Annotated in this window: 16 protein-coding genes; 5 read left to right on the top strand and 11 right to left on the bottom strand. The window is 65.4% G+C overall.

Annotated elements, in window-relative coordinates; genetic code table 11:
- The first annotated feature begins 101 nt into the window (after nucleotides 1–101).
- Genes DOD19_RS07160 through DOD19_RS07150 form a run of 3 tightly spaced genes read left to right on the top strand, consistent with a single transcriptional unit; the run spans nucleotide 102 to nucleotide 4145 of the window.
- Nucleotides 102–1403: an MFS transporter gene (locus tag DOD19_RS07160; protein ID WP_112184856.1), complete on the top strand. Its 1302-nt coding sequence runs from the start codon at nucleotides 102–104 to the stop codon at nucleotides 1401–1403.
- A 34-nt stretch (nucleotides 1404–1437) separates the two neighbouring features.
- Nucleotides 1438–2649 carry a M20 aminoacylase family protein gene (locus tag DOD19_RS07155; protein WP_112184854.1) on the top strand — a complete coding sequence of 404 codons (1212 nt, stop codon included), beginning with the start codon at nucleotides 1438–1440 and terminating at the stop codon, nucleotides 2647–2649.
- A 20-nt stretch (nucleotides 2650–2669) separates the two neighbouring features.
- Nucleotides 2670–4145: an amidase gene (locus tag DOD19_RS07150; RefSeq protein WP_112184852.1), complete on the top strand. Its 1476-nt coding sequence runs from the start codon at nucleotides 2670–2672 to the stop codon at nucleotides 4143–4145.
- Here the strand turns inward: DOD19_RS07150 and DOD19_RS07145 are convergent.
- Nucleotides 4134–5063, bottom strand: coding sequence for a LysR substrate-binding domain-containing protein (locus tag DOD19_RS07145; RefSeq protein WP_112184850.1), 930 nt, complete (start codon nucleotides 5061–5063; stop codon nucleotides 4134–4136). The genes DOD19_RS07150 and DOD19_RS07145 overlap by 12 nt on opposite strands.
- 148 nt (nucleotides 5064–5211) lie before the next feature.
- Between DOD19_RS07145 and DOD19_RS07140 the strand changes: the two genes are divergently transcribed.
- Complete coding sequence (locus DOD19_RS07140) at nucleotides 5212–5907, top strand: NAD(P)H-dependent oxidoreductase (RefSeq protein WP_112184848.1); 696 nt, start codon at nucleotides 5212–5214, stop codon at nucleotides 5905–5907.
- On the opposite strand, the gene DOD19_RS07135 is transcribed toward DOD19_RS07140, so the two are convergent.
- The 6 genes from DOD19_RS07135 to DOD19_RS07110 are packed head-to-tail and all read right to left on the bottom strand — an operon-like array spanning nucleotide 5904 to nucleotide 11562.
- Nucleotides 5904–6752 carry a phosphodiesterase gene (locus DOD19_RS07135; protein ID WP_112184929.1) on the bottom strand — a complete coding sequence of 283 codons (849 nt, stop codon included), beginning with the start codon at nucleotides 6750–6752 and terminating at the stop codon, nucleotides 5904–5906. The genes DOD19_RS07140 and DOD19_RS07135 overlap by 4 nt on opposite strands.
- A 5-nt stretch (nucleotides 6753–6757) precedes the next feature.
- Nucleotides 6758–7819, bottom strand: a complete 1062-nt coding sequence (locus DOD19_RS07130; protein WP_112184846.1) for an ABC transporter ATP-binding protein — start codon at nucleotides 7817–7819, stop codon at nucleotides 6758–6760.
- Nucleotides 7816–8613 carry an ABC transporter permease gene (locus DOD19_RS07125; protein ID WP_024975673.1) on the bottom strand — a complete coding sequence of 266 codons (798 nt, stop codon included), beginning with the start codon at nucleotides 8611–8613 and terminating at the stop codon, nucleotides 7816–7818. Before DOD19_RS07125 ends, DOD19_RS07130 begins: the two co-directional genes overlap by 4 nt.
- A complete protein-coding gene (locus DOD19_RS07120) occupies nucleotides 8610–9461 on the bottom strand; it encodes an ABC transporter permease (protein WP_112184844.1) in 852 nt (283 codons plus the stop codon). The genes DOD19_RS07125 and DOD19_RS07120 overlap by 4 nt, the downstream gene beginning before the upstream one ends.
- 2 nt (nucleotides 9462–9463) lie before the next feature.
- The gene (locus DOD19_RS07115) at nucleotides 9464–10495 is read right to left on the bottom strand and encodes an ABC transporter substrate-binding protein (RefSeq protein WP_024975671.1); all 1032 of its coding nucleotides are present in this window, start codon (nucleotides 10493–10495) and stop codon (nucleotides 9464–9466) included.
- Nucleotides 10492–11562 (bottom strand): LacI family DNA-binding transcriptional regulator, encoded by a 1071-nt coding sequence (locus DOD19_RS07110; protein ID WP_112184842.1) that lies wholly within the window; start codon nucleotides 11560–11562, stop codon nucleotides 10492–10494. Before DOD19_RS07110 ends, DOD19_RS07115 begins: the two co-directional genes overlap by 4 nt.
- A gap of 241 nt (nucleotides 11563–11803) precedes the next feature.
- On the opposite strand from DOD19_RS07110, the gene egtB reads away from it, so the two are divergent.
- The gene (egtB, locus tag DOD19_RS07105) at nucleotides 11804–13099 is read left to right on the top strand and encodes an ergothioneine biosynthesis protein EgtB (protein ID WP_112184840.1); all 1296 of its coding nucleotides are present in this window, start codon (nucleotides 11804–11806) and stop codon (nucleotides 13097–13099) included.
- A gap of 59 nt (nucleotides 13100–13158) precedes the next feature.
- On the opposite strand, the gene DOD19_RS07100 is transcribed toward egtB, so the two are convergent.
- From DOD19_RS07100 to DOD19_RS07085, 4 genes are read right to left on the bottom strand one after another with little or no spacing between them, the layout of a single operon-like run.
- Nucleotides 13159–14013, bottom strand: a complete 855-nt coding sequence (locus DOD19_RS07100; protein ID WP_112184838.1) for an ankyrin repeat domain-containing protein — start codon at nucleotides 14011–14013, stop codon at nucleotides 13159–13161.
- Complete coding sequence (locus DOD19_RS07095; RefSeq protein WP_112184835.1) at nucleotides 13997–14800, bottom strand: TatD family hydrolase; 804 nt, start codon at nucleotides 14798–14800, stop codon at nucleotides 13997–13999. The genes DOD19_RS07100 and DOD19_RS07095 overlap by 17 nt, the downstream gene beginning before the upstream one ends.
- A 51-nt stretch (nucleotides 14801–14851) precedes the next feature.
- Nucleotides 14852–15271: a PilZ domain-containing protein gene (locus DOD19_RS07090; RefSeq protein ID WP_024975666.1), complete on the bottom strand. Its 420-nt coding sequence runs from the start codon at nucleotides 15269–15271 to the stop codon at nucleotides 14852–14854.
- Nucleotides 15272–15313: 42 nt separating this feature from the next.
- Nucleotides 15314–16324: a DNA polymerase III subunit delta' gene (locus tag DOD19_RS07085; RefSeq protein WP_112184833.1), complete on the bottom strand. Its 1011-nt coding sequence runs from the start codon at nucleotides 16322–16324 to the stop codon at nucleotides 15314–15316.
- Nucleotides 16325–16328: the final 4 nt, after the last annotated feature.

The following is a 16328-nucleotide window of genomic DNA, read 5'->3' as shown; positions in this document are numbered from 1 at the left end:
GATGAATATTTACGATTTTTTCCGACTGCGGCTTGGCGGAATACTGCAAGCGCCAAGGGTTCATAGAAGCCCTCTCGCCAATACCCCGGATGGAGACCCTCATGAATGACGCCACCCTGCAGCCGCCCTTGCCCGCCTCGGTCGCTGCTGTGTCCAAGCCTGTCGGCCAGGCACGACTGATTGCCGCGTGCTCGATCGGCAATGCGCTGGAGATGTATGACTTCACGGTCTACAGCTTCTTCGCGCTGATGATCGGCAAGCTGTTCTTTCCGTCCGACAGCGCGTATGGCTCGCTGCTGCTGGCGGTGGCAACGTTCGGTATCGGCTTTGTGATGCGGCCGCTGGGCGGCTTCGTGATCGGCAACTACGCAGACCGCCACGGGCGCAAGGCCGCGATGACGCTGACGATCGGGCTGATGGTCATCGGCACGCTGTGCCTGGCGGTGGCGCCTACGTACGCCACTGCAGGCCTGCTCGGCCCGCTGGTCATTCTGGCCGGGCGGCTGCTGCAGGGTTTCTCGCTGGGCGGAGAAATCGGTGCGTCGACTGCGATGCTGATGGAATCCGGCGGTATTCGCGGGCGTGGCTTTCGCGTGAGCTGGCAGCTGGGCAGCCAGGGCCTTGCAGCCCTGTGCGGCGCACTGACCGCGGCCATTCTGTACGGCAGCCTGTCGCCGGAAGCGCTGCAGAGCTGGGGCTGGCGTGTGCCGTTCTTCCTCGGCCTGCTGATTGCGCCGGTGGGCCTGTATATCCGCTCGCACCTCGATGAAACGCATACCGCCGAGGCGCATGCACCGAGCCCGCTCGGCACCTTGTTCCGCGATCACGGCGGGCTCGTCATCAAGGGCGTGCTCACGATCATCGGCGGGACGGTCGGCACGTATCTGGTCATCTATTTCATGCCGACCTACATGATCCGCGAGCTGCATCTGCCGCCCTCGCTGTCGCTGCTTGCCGGTTGTGTGACGGGGGTGACCAGCTTTGGCGCATCGCTGCTCTCGGGTTGGCTTGCGGATCGCCTGCCGCGCCGCAAGCCGCTGGTGGTGGGCGCAACGCTGGTCACGGTGGTGGCGCTCTATCCGGCCTTCTGGCTGATGACGCATTACCCGAGCGTGCCGCTGGTGCTCGCGCTGTCGGCGTTGCTCACCGGCACGCTGTACCTGGGCACCACGCCGATGCTGCTCATGATGATGGAGCTGCTGCCCATCAAGGTGCGTGCCAGCGGCCTGTCGGTCATCTACGCGATTGGTGTCACGGTGTTTGGTGGTTCGTGCCAGTTTGTCGTGACCTGGCTGCTGGCCCGCACCGGCAATCCGCTCTCCCCTGCCTTTTACATGATGGCGTGCAGTGCCATCACGCTGCTGACCGTGCTGAGCCTGCGTGAAGCGCGCGAAGCCCACTGAACCCGATTCCAACCTCCAACCCCGGAGCCCCGACATGACCAAAGCGCCCACGCTCACCCCGTTCCAACTGCTGCCGCATCTGCTGCCGCCCGTTCATATCGATGCAGAAACGTTCGTCAACATCCGCCGCCAGATCCACGCGCAGCCTGAACTCGGTTTCGAGGTGGGCGCGACCAGCACATTGGTGGCCGATCTGCTCAAGAGCTGGGGCTACGAGGTGCATACCGGCATCGGCAAGAGCGGCGTGGTGGGGCAACTGAAGCTCGGCAGCGGCACGCGCCGACTCGGCATTCGCGCGGACATGGACGCCCTGCCCATCGTTGAAGCAACGGGCCTGCCCTACGCCAGCCGCAACCACGGCAAGATGCACGCGTGCGGCCACGACGGCCACACCGCCATCCTGCTCGCGGCGGCCAAGGCACTGGCCGAGAGCCGCGACTTTGACGGCACGCTCAACCTCATCTTCCAGCCTGATGAGGAAAACCTGTGCGGCGCGCGCGCCATGATCGAAGACGGGCTGTTCGAGCGCTTCCCGTGCGATGCCGTCTATGCCTTGCACAACATGCCGGGCGTGCCGGCCGGTAGCTTCCGCGTGTTGCCGGGGCCGGTGAGCCTGTCTTCCGACGTGGCCGACGTCACCATCAAGGGCATGGGCGGGCACGGCGCGATGCCGCATCGTGCGCGTGACCCGATTGCCGCATCGGCTGCCATCATCACCGCGCTGCAGACCGTGGTCGCACGCAACGTCGCACCCGACGACACGGCGGTGGTATCGGTCGGTTTCATTCGTGGCGGTGCAACGCACAACGTGATTCCCGAATCGGTGACGATCGGTCTGAATGTGCGCGCGGCGCGGCCGGAAACGCGCGCGCTGGTGGAAATGCGCATCCGCGAGATCGTCAGCCTGACCGCACAAGCCCATGGCGTCGAGGCGCAGATCGACTATCGTCAATTGACGCCGCCCATGGTCAATACCGAGGCAGAGACGCAACTGGCGCAGCAGGTCTGCACCGAACTGGTGGGTGCGGCAAACGTCGTCACGCAGGCGCCCAAGGGGCTCAACGGCAGCGAAGACTTTGCTTGGATGCTCAACGAAGTGCCCGGCTGCTACCTGATCCTCGGCAATGGCGAAGGTGAATTCGGCGGCTGCATGGTGCACAACCCTGGCTACGATTTCAACGACCAAGTGTTGCCGCTGGGCGCAGCTGCCTGGGTGCGTCTGGCGCAGACCTACCTGACCGCGTGAAGTGAACTTCAAGTCAAGCCATGCAAGCCAACCTCAGCCAGGCAGCCACACCCGCGGCCGCCAACGAAGAGATCGTGCAATGGAGCGCGATCGAGCTGTCGCGGCGCATCCACGCGCGCGACGTGTCGTGCGTGGAAGTCATGGAAGCGTTCCTCGCGCAGATCGATCGCCATAACCCGGTGGTGAATGCTGTCGTGGCCCGCATCGATGCCGAATCCGCCATCGACCAGGCGCGCGAGCGGGATGTGCTGCTCTCGCAGGGCTTGTCCGGCGGCTGGATGCATGGCTTTCCGCAAGCGCCGAAGGATCTTGCGGCCGCCGCCGGCATGGTGACGGCGATGGGCAGTCTCGCCATGGCGCGCAATGTGCCGACACACGACAGCATCGTCGTGGAGCGCATCCGCCGCCAGGGCACCGTGCTGATCGGCAAGACGAACACGCCGGAGTTCGGCCTCGGCTCGCACACCTACAACCGTGTGTACGGCATCACACGCAACGCCTGGAACCCCGAGCGCTCGGCCGGCGGCAGCAGCGGTGGCACAGCCGTTGCGCTGGCGCTGAACATGCTGCCCGTGGCCGACGGCAGCGACATGATGGGCTCGCTGCGCAACCCGGCTGCCTGGAACCATATCTACGGCCTGCGCCCAAGCCTCGGGCGCGTGCCCTACGGCCCCACCGGCGACGTGTTCTTCCAACAACTGGGCACCGAAGGCCCAATGGCGCGCAATCCGCAAGACCTCGCTTGGTTGCTCGCCACGCAGGCCGGTTACGACCCGCGAGCGCCGCTGTCACTGGGTGACGATCCGGCGTGCTTCATGCGGCCGCTGCACCGTGATTTCCGGCAAGCGCGCATTGGGTGGCTGGGCGATTTTGGCGGCTACCTTGCCGTCGACCGCGAAGTGCTGGCCGTCAACGAGCAGGCGCTGGACACATTCGATACGCTGGGCTGCCATGTCGAAACCGTACGGCCCTTCTTCGCGATGGATGCGTTGTGGGAATGCTGGTGCACGCTGCGCGCGCTGAGCGTATCCGGCAACCTGGGGCTCCTCTACGCCAACGCAGCCACGCGTGACTTGCTCAAGCCCGAAGCCATCTGGGAAATCGAGCACGGACGCAGCCGCACCGCCATCGACATCAACCGCGCCATTGCCACGCGTGCGAGCTGGTATCAGGCGCTGCTGGGGCAGTTCGCACAGTACGACTTCCTCGTCCTGCCTTGTACGCAAGCTGCGCCCTTCCCCGCGGAAGAGCACTGGCCCAAGACGGTAGCCGGCCGCGCCATGGACACGTATCACCGCTGGATGGAAGTCGTGATTGGCGCCACGCTGGCGGGTGTGCCGGCCGCAAGCCTGCCGTCGGGTTTCACCACCGACGGCCTGCCGCTGGGCTTGCAGGTCATTGCCCCGCCGCGGTCAGAATTTGCGCTGCTGCAGCTTGCCGCTGCGTGGCACGAAGCGTTCGCGCCGGCGCGTACCACGTCGCCGCTATTGCGCTGAGCGATGCACGCGTGCCGTGTTTTCGCGGCACGCGCATAGCCAATCCCACACAGAGCGCACGGCGGCGTCTTCAAGCCGCGCAGATGGCGCCACGGCCCAGAAGTCATAGCGCTGAATGACGGGCGCTGCAAACGGCTGGACGAGCGCGCCACTCTCCAGCGCATCGCGCACCAGCGGCAGATTCGCCAGGATCACGCCCTGCCCGGCCATTGCCGCCGACATGGCGTGCCCGTCGTCGGACAGCACGATGCCCGTGTCGGTCTTGAGCCTGTGCTCGATACCGGCGGCGCGTGCCCACATCGGCCAGGCAATCGGCTGCGGCAGCGTGCGCTGCCATTCGGAGTGGATGAGCGGCACGCGCGCCAGATCGTCATGCGACTGGACGTTCAAGCCCGGATGGCAGACCGGCGCATAGGCATCGCCAAAAAGATGTTCGCTGATGAGCCCGTTGGCCGCAGCGGGCGTATCGCCATAGCGCACTGCAAGGTCTGCGCTGCCGCCGTACAGGTCGACCACAGTGTCGGACGCATGAATGCGCAGATCCACCTCCGGATGCTGCGTCGCGAATTCACCCAGCCGCGGCACCAGCCAGCGCGCGGCAAGCCCCATCGGCGCGGTAAGTGTGACGCGCTGACGGGTCGGTTGCGCTTGCGGGCCACGAAGGGCATCGATCACCTGCGCAAACGCGTCAAAGCCGGTATTGAGCACGGGATACAACTGCTGGCCGGCGGCTGACAGGCGCAGCGCCCGCACGTGGCGCTCGAACAGCGTCACGCCCAGCGCGTCTTCCAGGCGGCGGATCTGATGGCTGACGGCCGTGGGCGTGACCGACAGCTCGTCGGCAGCGCGCTTCATGCTGAGGTGGCGCGCGGTGGCTTCAAAGGCGCGCAGCGCGCTCAGGGGTGGCAGTTTTCGCATGCGCGGGATTGTGTCATGGGCGCTTTTCCCGCGTGAGCGGCATGGATGAATCCATGTCAGCTGTGGCACGCAAAACAACTCGTTTGTCGCGGTGCAGCGCGGTTCGTAGAGTGGCCACACCTCCACTCAACTCAAAACGGATGCGTAAATGAGTTCTCCGATCCGCCTGTTGCACCTCGATTCAAGCGCCCGGCCGGGCACCTCCGAGACTTCGCGCCATGGCTCCCACACGCGTCGGCTCTCCGCGCGCTTCGTGCGGCGCTGGCTAGAACATGCGCCCGACGCGCAGGTCGTCTATCGCGACATCGGCGCTGAACCGCCCTCGCCCGTCGACGGCCCCTGGGTGCACGCCGCGTTCACGCCGCCTGCGCAGCGCGAGCCGTGGATGCACGACCGCCTTGCGCAAAGCGATGGGCTGATCGACGAGTTGCTTGCCGCCGACGTGATCGTGGCTGGCGTGCCGATGTACAACTTCGGCATGCCCGCGCAGTTCAAGGCGTACATCGACAACATCGTGCGCGTGGGCCGCACGTTCGGCTTCGACCGCAGCCGCACCGGCGAGCCCTATTGGCCGTTGCTGGCCGGCATGAACAAGCGCCTGGTCATCCTGAGTTCTCGCGGCGATTTCGGTTACTGCCCTGGCCAGCGCATCGCCCACATGAACCACGTGGAAGGCGGCGTCGCAACAGCGTTCGGCTACATCGGGATCAGCGATGTGGCATCGGTGGCCATCGAATACGACGAGTTTGCAGACGACCGGCTGCGCGCATCGATTGCCTCGGCAGAAAACGAGGTCGATGCGCTGGTCGCACGCATGGCAGGCGCCGCCGTGGAAGCGGCTTAGTCGATCAGCCGGCCATCGGCCTCGAAGAATGGGTGCGGCCCGTCGAACTCGCCCACGTACGCGAGATGGCTCACCAGGCCTTGGCCCGGCACCCAGGCGTGGACCTTGTACGCGGGCGGCTCCATCACGAAACCGGGCGCCGCGTCGGGGTCAAGATCCAGCGCCACTTGGTGCGCGGGGGATGGGCATGTCGATGCGACGGTGCCCGCAAAGCGCACGTCAATGGAGCGATGCAGATGACCGCAGATGATGCGCTCGACATTGCCGGCGGCACGCACGATCTGCGCGAAGGCCGGGATGTCTTCTTCGGCGAGCGATTGCACGTCCATGTGGCCGATGCCCGTTGCGAACGGCGGATGGTGCATCGCGATGACGGTCGGGCGTTGCGTCTCGCGCGCCAGCGCTTCGGCCAGCCAATCAAGGCGCTGTACGCCCAGGCGGCCGCCGGGATGGCCGGTGTCCAGCGTATCGAGCACGACCAGGCGCACGTCGCCAATGTCTGTCCAGTACTGGAAAGCGTGCGTATCCTGCGCCGAGGCTGGAATGGGCGCGAGCCAATCGGCAAAGGCTTCGCGCGCGGCGTCACGGCCGTCGTGGTTGCCCAGCACCGGCAGCATGCGGATGCCCGCCGCATCCAGCGGCGCCAGCACGGCGCGCAGGTGGGCATATTCCTCCGGCGCGCCGGCATCCACAAGATCGCCGGTCAGGACGATGGCGTCGGGCTTCTCCGGCTGCGCGAGGATATGCACCACGCAGCGCGCCAAATAGGCCGCCGAATCCACGCGCCGATACGCCAGTCGCCCCGGGCGCTTGATATGAAGATCGGTGAGTTGCAGGAAATGCATCGGCATCAGGCTTGCAGGGTCAGAAGGCGGTCTGCCGGAACATCGAAGCCGACCGCATGGCCCGGCGCAAACTGCTGGCGGCCGGGCACGTCGATGAACAGCGGCATGGCCGACACGCCGGCCACGCGCACGCGGGTGCGGAAGCCGAGAAACACCGCCGATTCGACCGTGCCCTTGAGCGCGGCCTGGGCCGGGTCAGCCAGCACGGCATCTTCGGGACGGAAAAACACGGCGTTGCCTTCGCCTGCCGGCACGAGGACGCGGCCGCCCGCGCAGACGAATGCGTCATCCTGCCGCGTGCCGTCCAGCCGGTTCATGATCCCGATGAAATCCGCCACGTGACGGTTGGCCGGCTGGAAGTAGATTTCGCGCGGCGTGCCGATCTGCGCAATGCGGCCGGCTTCCATGACGACAATGCGATCGGCCAGCGCCATCGCCTCTTCCTGATCGTGCGTCACGTAGATGGTCGTGATGCCGAGGCTGCGCAGCAGGCGGTCCATCTCTGCGCGCACGGATTCACGCAGCTTGGCATCGAGCGCTGTGAGCGGTTCATCGAGCAGCAGCACACGTGGCTCGGGCGCCAGCGCGCGCGCCAGTGCCACACGTTGGCGCTGCCCGCCGGAGAGCTGGTCCACGCCGCGGTCTGCGTACGGCGTGAGATGCATCATCTCCAGCAGCGTGTTCGCCCGGGCGCTGATCTGCGTATCAGACAAGCCGTTCTGCCGGCGCTGGATGCGCAGGCCGTATTCCACGTTGCCGCGCACGCTCAGATTGGGGAACAGCGCGTAGCTCTGGAACACCATGCCGACGCGGCGGCGCTCGATCGGGCGCGCGGTGACGTCTTCGTCGCCAAAGTGCACGGTGCCGCCGGCATCCGGCGCCTCCAGCCCGGCGACGATGCGCAGCGTGGTGGTCTTGCCGCAGCCCGACGGGCCGAGCAGCACGACGGTCTCCCCGGCGGCGATGTCGAGGTCCATCGAGTCCAGCACGCGCTGGCCGCCAAAGTGTTTTCCGCAGCCGCGCAGCCGGATCGGCACGGGGGCGAGGTGTAGGGGTTCGGTACTCATCGGGAAGCCTTTCCGTTGTTCACCCGCAGGCCGCCAAAGCGCTGCATCAGCACCAGCAGCGGCACGATCATGACGAAGAAGATCAGCGTGTAGGCGCTGGCAATCTCCAGGCGCATCGACGCATAGGTATCGGCCAGGCCGACCGGCAGGGTCTTGGTTTCTGGTGTGTGCAGCATCCAGGTGAGGTTGAATTCGCCCACCGAGAGCGTCACCACCGTCAACGCGCCAGCCAGGATGCCGGGCTGCACGTTGGGCAGCACGATGGTGCGAAACCGCTGCCAGAACGATGCGCCCAGGCTGGCGGCGCCCTCCTCCAGCGTCTTCAGGTTCTGGCCTGCCGCCACGGCTGCGACCGAGCGCACCATGAACGGCAGCGTGAACACCACGTGGCCGACGACGATGAACCACAAGCTCTCGCGAAAGCCACCAAAGCCGCCGTACGCCACGATCAGCCCGAGCGCCGTGGCCAGCCCCGGCAGCGCCACGGGCAGCGTCAGGAATTCTTCGATCAGGCGGCTGGCGCGGCTCTGGCGCCGCGCGAGCACATAGCCTGCCGGCACGCCCGCCGCCAATACGATCACCAGCGTGCACAGCGCCACCAGCAGCGACATCCAGATGGACGCCTGGTACATATCCCAGACCTGGGCGACCCAATCGAGCGTCCAGCCACTCTTGAAGCCGCGGATGTAGTTGCGCGTCAGCCCCACGGCCATCGAGAGCACGACGGGCACGATCAGGAAGAGGCACAGCAGCAGCGTGATGATCCACTGCGCAGCAGACAAGGCGCGTTTCATGCCGCCGCCCCCGCTTGTCCGCCAGCCGCCGTGCGTGCAATCGCCAGCACCAGCCACGTCACCACGCCCAGCACAACCGACAGCGCGGCCGCCATGGCAATCCCGGCATTGAGCGTGAACTCGGTATAGATCGTCATCGGCAAAACGTCGATATCGGTGGCGAGCGTGAAGGCCGTGCCGAACGCGCCCATCGACGTGGCAAAACAGATCGCCCCCGAGGCGATGAGCGCAGGCGCCAACCCCGGCACGAGCACGTCACGCGTCACCTGCCACGACGACGCGCCCAGCGAGCGCGCCGCTTCTTCCAGTGAACGATCAAGCTTTTCCGCCGCTGCCATGACCGTCAGCACCACGCGCGGGATCGAGAAATACAGGTAACCGAGAAACAGCCCGCCGATGGAATAAGCGAAGACCCATTTCTCTCCGACCAGCTTGTGTGTGAGATCGCCCAGCAGGCCCTGCCGTCCGGCCAGCAGAATCACCATGAAGCCGACCACCACACCGGGAAACGCCAGCGGGAACGTCAGCATGGCGGTAATCATTCGTTTGCCCGGCACGTTGTGGCGCACCAGAAACAACCCGGCGATGGTCGATAGGACGAGCGTGGCCAGCGTGACCGCTGCCGACAGCACCACCGTCGAAAACAGGCTGCCCAGGTAGCGCGGTGTAGTGACCGCCGCCGTGTAGGTGGCGACAAGGCCTTCGCTACCGCTCACACGCAGCAACGCGGCCATCGGCAGCAGCCAGAATGCGCAGAACAGTGCAACGGCCGGCGCCAGCAACGCCACCCGCCACCGTGCGGGCAATACCGCATCGTCGGGCAAGGTGGTTCGGGTGACGGTGCTCATGCTCAGCGGACCTCGTTCAGGTAGCGCGTGCCAAACGCCTGCTGGCCGGCCGCCATCTTGTTGAAGTCGACCGTCTTTGCGCGGGCGTATTCGCTGGCCGGCAGGAAGCGCGAGGCGGCTTCCTTGCTCATGGCGCTGGCGCGCACCGGGCGCAGGTAGGCGTTGGCCCACAGTGTCTGGCCCTCGTCCGACAGCACGAAATCCAATACCTTCTTGGCATTCTCGGCATGCGGCGCACCGGCCGTCAGGCTCATCACGTACGGCACGGCAATCGTGCCTTCCTGCGGGATCACGAATTCCACGTTGGCGTGATCCTTGTACTTGGCGCGGTAGGCGTTGAAGTCATAGTCGAGCAGGATGGGGATTTCGCCTGCCACCACGCGTGCGTAGGCGGTCTGCTTCGGCACGATCGGTGCGTTCTTCTTCAACTGCTTGAACCACTCGATAGCCGGGCCGAAGTTGTCCAGCGTGCCGCCCAGCGCCTGGTTGACCGCCACGGCGCCCACGTAGCCGACGAAGGCGCTGCTCGGGTCCAGGTAGCCGACCATGCCCTTGTATTCGGGCTTGAGCAGGTCTTTCCACGAGCGCGGCACGGGCTTGCCTTCCAATGCGTCTTTGTTGACGAAGAAGCCCAGCGTGCCGGAGTGGATCGAGAAGAACGCGCCATCCGGGTCTTTCATGCCGGCCGGAATATCTTCCCAATGCTTGGGCTTGTAGTTCGCGACCAGGCCTTTCTCCTTGGCCTGATACGCGGACGTGATGCCCAGGTAGGCCACGTCAGCCACGGGATGCGACTTCTCGGCCAGCATCTGCGCGATGGCCTGGCCGGAGTTCTTGTTGTCGAACGGCACGGTGATGCCGGTCTTTTCCTTGATGGCCTTGATCTGGCTGGCCCAGTCGGCCCATTCGGGCGGGCAGTTGTAGCAGATGGCGACTTGCTGGCCGGCCGGCTGTGCCTGCACCGGCGCAGCCAGGGCGAATGCGCCGGCTGCCACGAGGCCGCACGCGCGCAGCCATTGAACGAGACGTTTCATCGAGACGCTCCTTGCGTATCAGACGTGAGGGAAGAAACAACGGAGAGAGACGCTTCAGCCGGCGCACGGGCCAGCGTGCCGCCCGCCAGCAGACGGTGCGGCAACGTAATCGAGGGCACCACCTCGCCGGTGATGCGGCGAGCCAGTGCCATGGCCGCGTCGGTGCCGATTCGGCGATGCGGCTGCGCCACCGTCGCAAGCGTGGGCGAAAGCCACTGCCCCATCGCCAGGCCATCGAAGCCAACCACGCTCACGTCTTCTGGCACGCGCAGGCCCATCTCGCGCAGCGAGCGGATGGTGAGCAGCGCAAGGCGGTCGTTGCTGCAGAAAATGGCGGTCGGGCGCGGCGGGGCCAGCAGGCGGGCCAGCTCGGCGGGCAGCATGGCATCGGCATTGAAATCAATTTCGACGGGCGGCTGCGGCGCAATGCCGGCCGCTTCCAGCGCTTCGCGGTAGCCATCGTGGCGCAGCGCCGCACGGTCCGACGCTGCCAGCGTGCCAGTGAGCATGCGGATTTGACGATGCCCCTGCGCGAGCAACGCGCGAATGGCGTCGCGTGCGGCCGCCCGGTTGTCGACCGTGACGCAGCAGCGGGCAGGAATGCGCGCTTGGCCAACCGTGTCGTTGTAGACCAGCACGTAAGGCACGTGCTCGGCGTCGAGGCGATCGAGGTGCGGATTGGCGGCGGCATCGGCCACGGTCAGGATCAGGCCGTCGACACGTTGCTCGAGCATGGTTTCGATGGCGCGGGCTTCACGCTCGCGGTCGTACGCAGTCGTCATGAGCATCACACGTTGGCCCGTGATGGACGCTGCTTCCTCGATGCCCTGCATGCATTCGGCAAACACGGGGTTGGCCAGCGACGGCAGCACCACACCCAGCAAGCCCGTGCGCTCGGCGCGTAACTGGCGGCCCAGCGCGTTGGGGCGGTAGTGAAGCGCATCCATGGCGGCCTGCACACGGGCCAGCGTCGATGCGCTCACGCGCTCCGGCGTATTGACCGCCCGCGACACCGTGGCAATCGAAATGCCGGCATGCGTCGCTACGTCCTTGATGCTGCTGCCCACTGCTCGCCCCTCGGAATTTGTAAACGTTTACATCCTAGGTGCGCGCAGTGACTATTTCATGACAATCGATGCTGCAGTGCAGCCGTCGCCGCAATGCAGCATCGCCGGTGTTGTGCATGGCAAAGTTACAAAGCTCGCATATTCTTCTTACGAAAATGGGCAAGCGGCGTGCGCCAATGCGTGCGCAGCGGCATGGCCCACTTGCTGCTGTGCTGTTCTCGCTGCCTGCTCTGGAGACACCATGCGTGTATCGCCCGTTTTCGATGTGCCTAGCATCGCTCTGCCCGCCCTGATGCAACACTACGGCGTGGTCCGCGCCCAATCCCTGGCCTTGGCCGCGCCGTTGTCGGACGCCGATGCCACCGTCCAATCCATGGACGACGCCAGCCCCGTCAAATGGCATCTGGCCCACACGACGTGGTTTTTCGAAGAATTCATCCTGGGTCCGAACGTGCCGGGCTATCGCTCGCCGGACGCACGCTACCGCTACCTGTTCAATTCGTACTACGAGACCGTGGGTGCGCGGCACCCACGCCCGCGTCGCGGCATGCTCACCCGCCCTACGCTCGATGAGGTGCGCGCCTATCGCGCCCATGTCGATGCGGCCATGCAGTGCTTGCTGGCCGATGGCGTACCGGATGACCTGGCTCGCTTGATTACGCTTGGCCTGCATCACGAGCAGCAGCATCAGGAACTGCTGCTGACCGATCTGCTCCACTTGTTTGCGCAGAATCCGCTATGCCCGGCCTATGCAGAACCGCCGCCGCGCGTGCATGCGGCGCCCGCGCAACCGGGCTGGGTGAGCTTCCAGGGCGGCGCCGTGCAGATCGGCAAGACCGAGTCCGATACCGGTTTCACGTTTGATTGCGAAGGCCCGCGCCACACCGTCTGGCTTGAGCCCTATGCATTGGCCACGCACCCGGTCACCAACCGCGAGTGGCTTGCCTTCATGCAGGACGGCGGTTATCGGCAGCCCACCCTGTGGCTGTCCGACGGCTGGGCGTGGGTGCAGAGCGAAGGCGTTGACGCCCCGCTCTACTGGCGCACCGGCATGGACGAAGCCGAAGGTTGGCAGCAAATGTCGCTGCACGGTTTGCAGCCGGTGGATCTGGATGCGCCCGTGGCGCACGTCAGCTTTTACGAGGCCGATGCCTATGCCCGCTGGGCCGGCGCCCGCCTCCCGACTGAAGCTGAGTGGGAGCACGCCGCAGAAGGCCTACCCGTGCAAGGCAACTTCGCCGGCCGGGGCGCGCTACGCCCGTTGCCCGACCACGGCATCGCCGAGGCAGGCAGCCTGCGTCAACTGTTCGGTGATGTGTGGGAATGGACCGCCAGCCCTTATGGCCCGTACCCGGGTTTTGAGCCGGCCGAAGGGGCCGTGGGCGAATACAACGGCAAGTTCATGTGCAGCCAGATGGTGCTGCGCGGCGGATCGTGCGTGTCGCCCGAGGGGCATCTGCGGGCGACGTACCGCAACTTCTTTTATCCGCACCAGCGGTGGCAGTTCACCGGGGTGCGGCTGGCGCGGCGGGCGTGAGGCGCATCACAACCGGCACTGCGGCACGATTGCCGCGCCATTCGGGCCGCGTCTAGCGTCTAGCGGTTGCTGTCAAACAGCATATTGGTTGGGGTGCCGATCGTATCTTGGCCAGCCGGGCTGGGTGCTGCTGCATCCCGTTTGGCTGCCGGCATCGGCGTGGGCGCATCCGGCGCGCTTGCCTTGGCGGGCTGAAGGACAGCCGCCGCGGGTGCCGCCACCGGAGCAGGCTTGCCCGCCTGTTCCGCCAACTTGCGCCGGCGTGACTCCAGCCCCGCCGCAATTTCATCCTGGTGATACCGCTTGGCGAAGTCGATCACGTCCATCTTCTGCTGGTTGCGCAGGTTCATGTCGGCGCCCTCGTCCAGCAGCAGCTTGACGGTCGTGATGTGCCCGCCCATGGCCGCCATCATCAGCGGCGTGGTCGCGTTGGGGCTTTCCGCATCGATATAGGCCGCGTGGTCCAGCAGGTATTTGACGATGTCGTCATACCCGTTGGTGGCGGCGTAATGCAGTGCGGTCCAGCCGGTCTTGTTGACCTCCACGTCGTACGTTTCCACCAGCAGCTTCACCATGGGAAGCAGGCCCTGGTAGGCGGCCATCATCAGCGCGTTTTCGCCGGCGGCGTTGGTGCGCTCGAAATCGATGTTCTTGGCGCGGATGAGCGCCTCGGCCACTTCAAGGTTCTTGTCCTTGAGCGCATCCACCAGCAGCGGCGTGCCATCGCGCGTCTTCAGGTTGGGGTCGATGCCCTGCGCAATGTACTTTTGCACGAGCGCCGGGCGGTTGTACTCGACGGCGTTGCGAAGATCGTCCTGCGGCGTGGCGAGCGCAGCGCCCGAGAACGCCATGGTCAGTGCGCCAGCAAGGGCGAACTTGTTCATCTGTTGTTTCAAGTTATCGCGGTATCGCATTGAATAAATTGAAAAAATTCTCGGTTGTGATACCGGCGATGCGCTCCAGTGGTTCGCCGCGCAGCGTGGCCAGGAATTCGCCCACGTGCCGCACGTATGCCGGCTCGTTGGTCTTGCCGCGGAACGGCACCGGCGCAAGGTACGGCGAGTCGGTCTCGATCAGCATGCGGTCCAGCGGCACTTTCTTGGCGGTTTCCTGCAGGTCCACCGCGTTCTTGAACGTCACGATGCCCGAGAAGGAGATATAGAACCCAAAGTCCAGCGCGGCCTTGGCCACGTCCCAGGTCTCAGTAAAGCAATGCATGACGCCGCGTGCGGCCTCCGCGCCCTCTTCACGCATGATGGCCAGCGTGTCCTCGGCCGACGAGCGGGTGTGGATCACCAGCGGCTTCCCGGTCTGCTTCGACGCGCGAATATGTGTGCGAAAGCGGTCGCGCTGCCATTCCATGTCGGCCACGGTACGGTCGCCCAGGCGGTAATAGTCGAGTCCGGTCTCGCCGATGCCGACCACGCGCGGGTGATCAGCAAGGGTCAGCAGACGCTCCAGCGTGGGCTCTTCAATGGATCTGCCTTCTTCAACATCCGCTTCGGCATCGGGGTGCACGCCCACGGTGGCGTACACGTTGGGCTCCTGCTCGGCAATCTCCAGCACGCTCGGAAAATCTTCCAGCGTGACGGAGATGCACAGCGCGTGGGTAACGCGGTTCTCGCGCATGTGCGTCAGCAGTTCAGGCAGGCGCGCGCGCAGGTCGGGAAAGTTGATGTGACAGTGGGAATCGACAAACATCGAATAATCAGTAGGTTACGACGCAAACCTCTTGCGCCGCATCAGAAAAAATCAGAGGGTTTGCGTCGGGCGCTGCGAGTTGATCTGCTTACCGAGCAACTCTTCGATCACGCGGCGCAGCACGCGGCACTGCTCATCTTCGCCAAGGTGCACGCCAATGCCCGGCGTCTTGGCGGGCGTGCCCACCGGCGTGATCCAGGCCACCTTGCCGGCCACCTGATACTTCTGCGGACGGTCCAGCAGCGACAGCACGAGGAAGACTTCCTCGCCAATCCGGTAAGGACGTTGCGTGGGCACGAAGATACCGCCGTTCTTCAGGAACGGCATATACGCGGCGTGCAGGCCGGCTTCATCCTTGATGGCCAGCGAGACGATGCCCGGACGGGTCGGTGCGCCCGGAGCCGTGCCGGCCGCAGTGGGCGTGCCAGGGGTGACAGGAGTGCCAGGCGTACGAAGAGGTGCTGTGCTCACAGGGTGTCCAGAGAGTGCAAACGTTCAGGTGCGGGTTCGGGTTCAGACCGCCGGAAAGAGCTGCCGGTAATCCAGCAAAAGGCTTTCGATGACGAGCCTTGCCGCCAGCGGATGTTGCTCGGTGCGGCGCCGTTGCGGCAAAGCACGCGCAAAACGTTCCAGGCGGTCCAGCGGGATGGTGTTTGCGCAACGTTGCAACGCATCGCGCTGTGCCGGAAAGTAACGCGGGCGCCCCGCCAGCCGCGCCGCCATCAGGTCAAAGACCCACCGGTGCATGGTACTGAGAACGGCCGGGACCGACAATTTTTGTAAATGATCGGCCGTGGCCAGCGCGTCCAGCTTTGTGCCCTGGCCAAGCTGTTCGAGCAAAAATTGCAGTAGCGGGCGGTCCTCGGACTCGGCGGCGGCCAGCGCGGCCAGCGGCGCATTGCCGAACTCCGCCAGCAGGCTTTGCGCATGTGGCACGCCTTGTTGCTCCAGCCATTGGCGCGCGGCCTCGGGCTGCGGCGGCTGCAGCGGAAACTGCCTGCAGCGCGACAGGATGGTGGGCAGGATGCGGTCGATTCGATCCGTCACCAGCAGGAACACGGTGTTCTGCGGCGGCTCCTCCAGCGTTTTGAGCAGCGCGTTGGCGCCCTCAGTCTGCAATGCGTCGAGCGGATACAACACCACCACCCGCAACCCGGCCCGGTGCGTGCCGACGCCCACCGCCTCGATCAGGTTGCGGACCTGCTCCATGCGGATGATTTTGCTGGGTGCCTTTTTCTTGCCGTCTGCGTCTTTCTCGGTCTCGGGCGCGTCTTCCATTGCTTCAGGGCGCACGAGGTGGAAATCCGGATGGTTGCCCTGCGCAAACCAGTTGCAGGCCGCGCACGTGCCGCAGGGCTGGCCGTTTGCGATGGGCGTATCGCACAACAGGCCTTGCGCGAAATGCATGGCGAAATCGCGCTTGCCGGTGCCTGCCTGGCCGTTGAGCAGAATCGCGTGCGGCAACTTGGCCCGCATGGCCTGCAGGCGGGACCAATCAGCGGATTGCCAGGGATAAAGCATCATGAAT

Source organism: Ralstonia sp. GX3-BWBA (genome assembly GCF_003290055.1).
Taxonomy (GTDB): Bacteria; Pseudomonadota; Gammaproteobacteria; order Burkholderiales; family Burkholderiaceae; genus Ralstonia; species Ralstonia holmesii.
This window is presented reverse-complemented; position numbering and strand designations above follow the sequence as displayed.

Coding starts and splice junctions, on each gene's coding strand:
- DOD19_RS07085 (WP_112184833.1), bottom strand. CDS start 16,324: ATGATGCTTTATCCCTGGCAATCCGCTGATTGGTCCCGCCTGCAGGCC.
- DOD19_RS07130 (WP_112184846.1), bottom strand. CDS start 7,819: ATGAGTACCGAACCCCTACACCTCGCCCCCGTGCCGATCCGGCTGCGC.
- DOD19_RS07120 (WP_112184844.1), bottom strand. CDS start 9,461: ATGAGCACCGTCACCCGAACCACCTTGCCCGACGATGCGGTATTGCCC.
- DOD19_RS07135 (WP_112184929.1), bottom strand. CDS start 6,752: ATGCATTTCCTGCAACTCACCGATCTTCATATCAAGCGCCCGGGGCGA.
- DOD19_RS07140 (WP_112184848.1), top strand. CDS start 5,212: ATGAGTTCTCCGATCCGCCTGTTGCACCTCGATTCAAGCGCCCGGCCG.
- DOD19_RS07160 (WP_112184856.1), top strand. CDS start 102: ATGAATGACGCCACCCTGCAGCCGCCCTTGCCCGCCTCGGTCGCTGCT.
- DOD19_RS07145 (WP_112184850.1), bottom strand. CDS start 5,063: ATGCGAAAACTGCCACCCCTGAGCGCGCTGCGCGCCTTTGAAGCCACC.
- DOD19_RS07095 (WP_112184835.1), bottom strand. CDS start 14,800: ATGTTTGTCGATTCCCACTGTCACATCAACTTTCCCGACCTGCGCGCG.
- DOD19_RS07150 (WP_112184852.1), top strand. CDS start 2,670: ATGCAAGCCAACCTCAGCCAGGCAGCCACACCCGCGGCCGCCAACGAA.
- DOD19_RS07115 (WP_024975671.1), bottom strand. CDS start 10,495: ATGAAACGTCTCGTTCAATGGCTGCGCGCGTGCGGCCTCGTGGCAGCC.
- DOD19_RS07155 (WP_112184854.1), top strand. CDS start 1,438: ATGACCAAAGCGCCCACGCTCACCCCGTTCCAACTGCTGCCGCATCTG.
- DOD19_RS07100 (WP_112184838.1), bottom strand. CDS start 14,013: ATGCGATACCGCGATAACTTGAAACAACAGATGAACAAGTTCGCCCTT.
- DOD19_RS07125 (WP_024975673.1), bottom strand. CDS start 8,613: ATGAAACGCGCCTTGTCTGCTGCGCAGTGGATCATCACGCTGCTGCTG.
- egtB (WP_112184840.1), top strand. CDS start 11,804: ATGCGTGTATCGCCCGTTTTCGATGTGCCTAGCATCGCTCTGCCCGCC.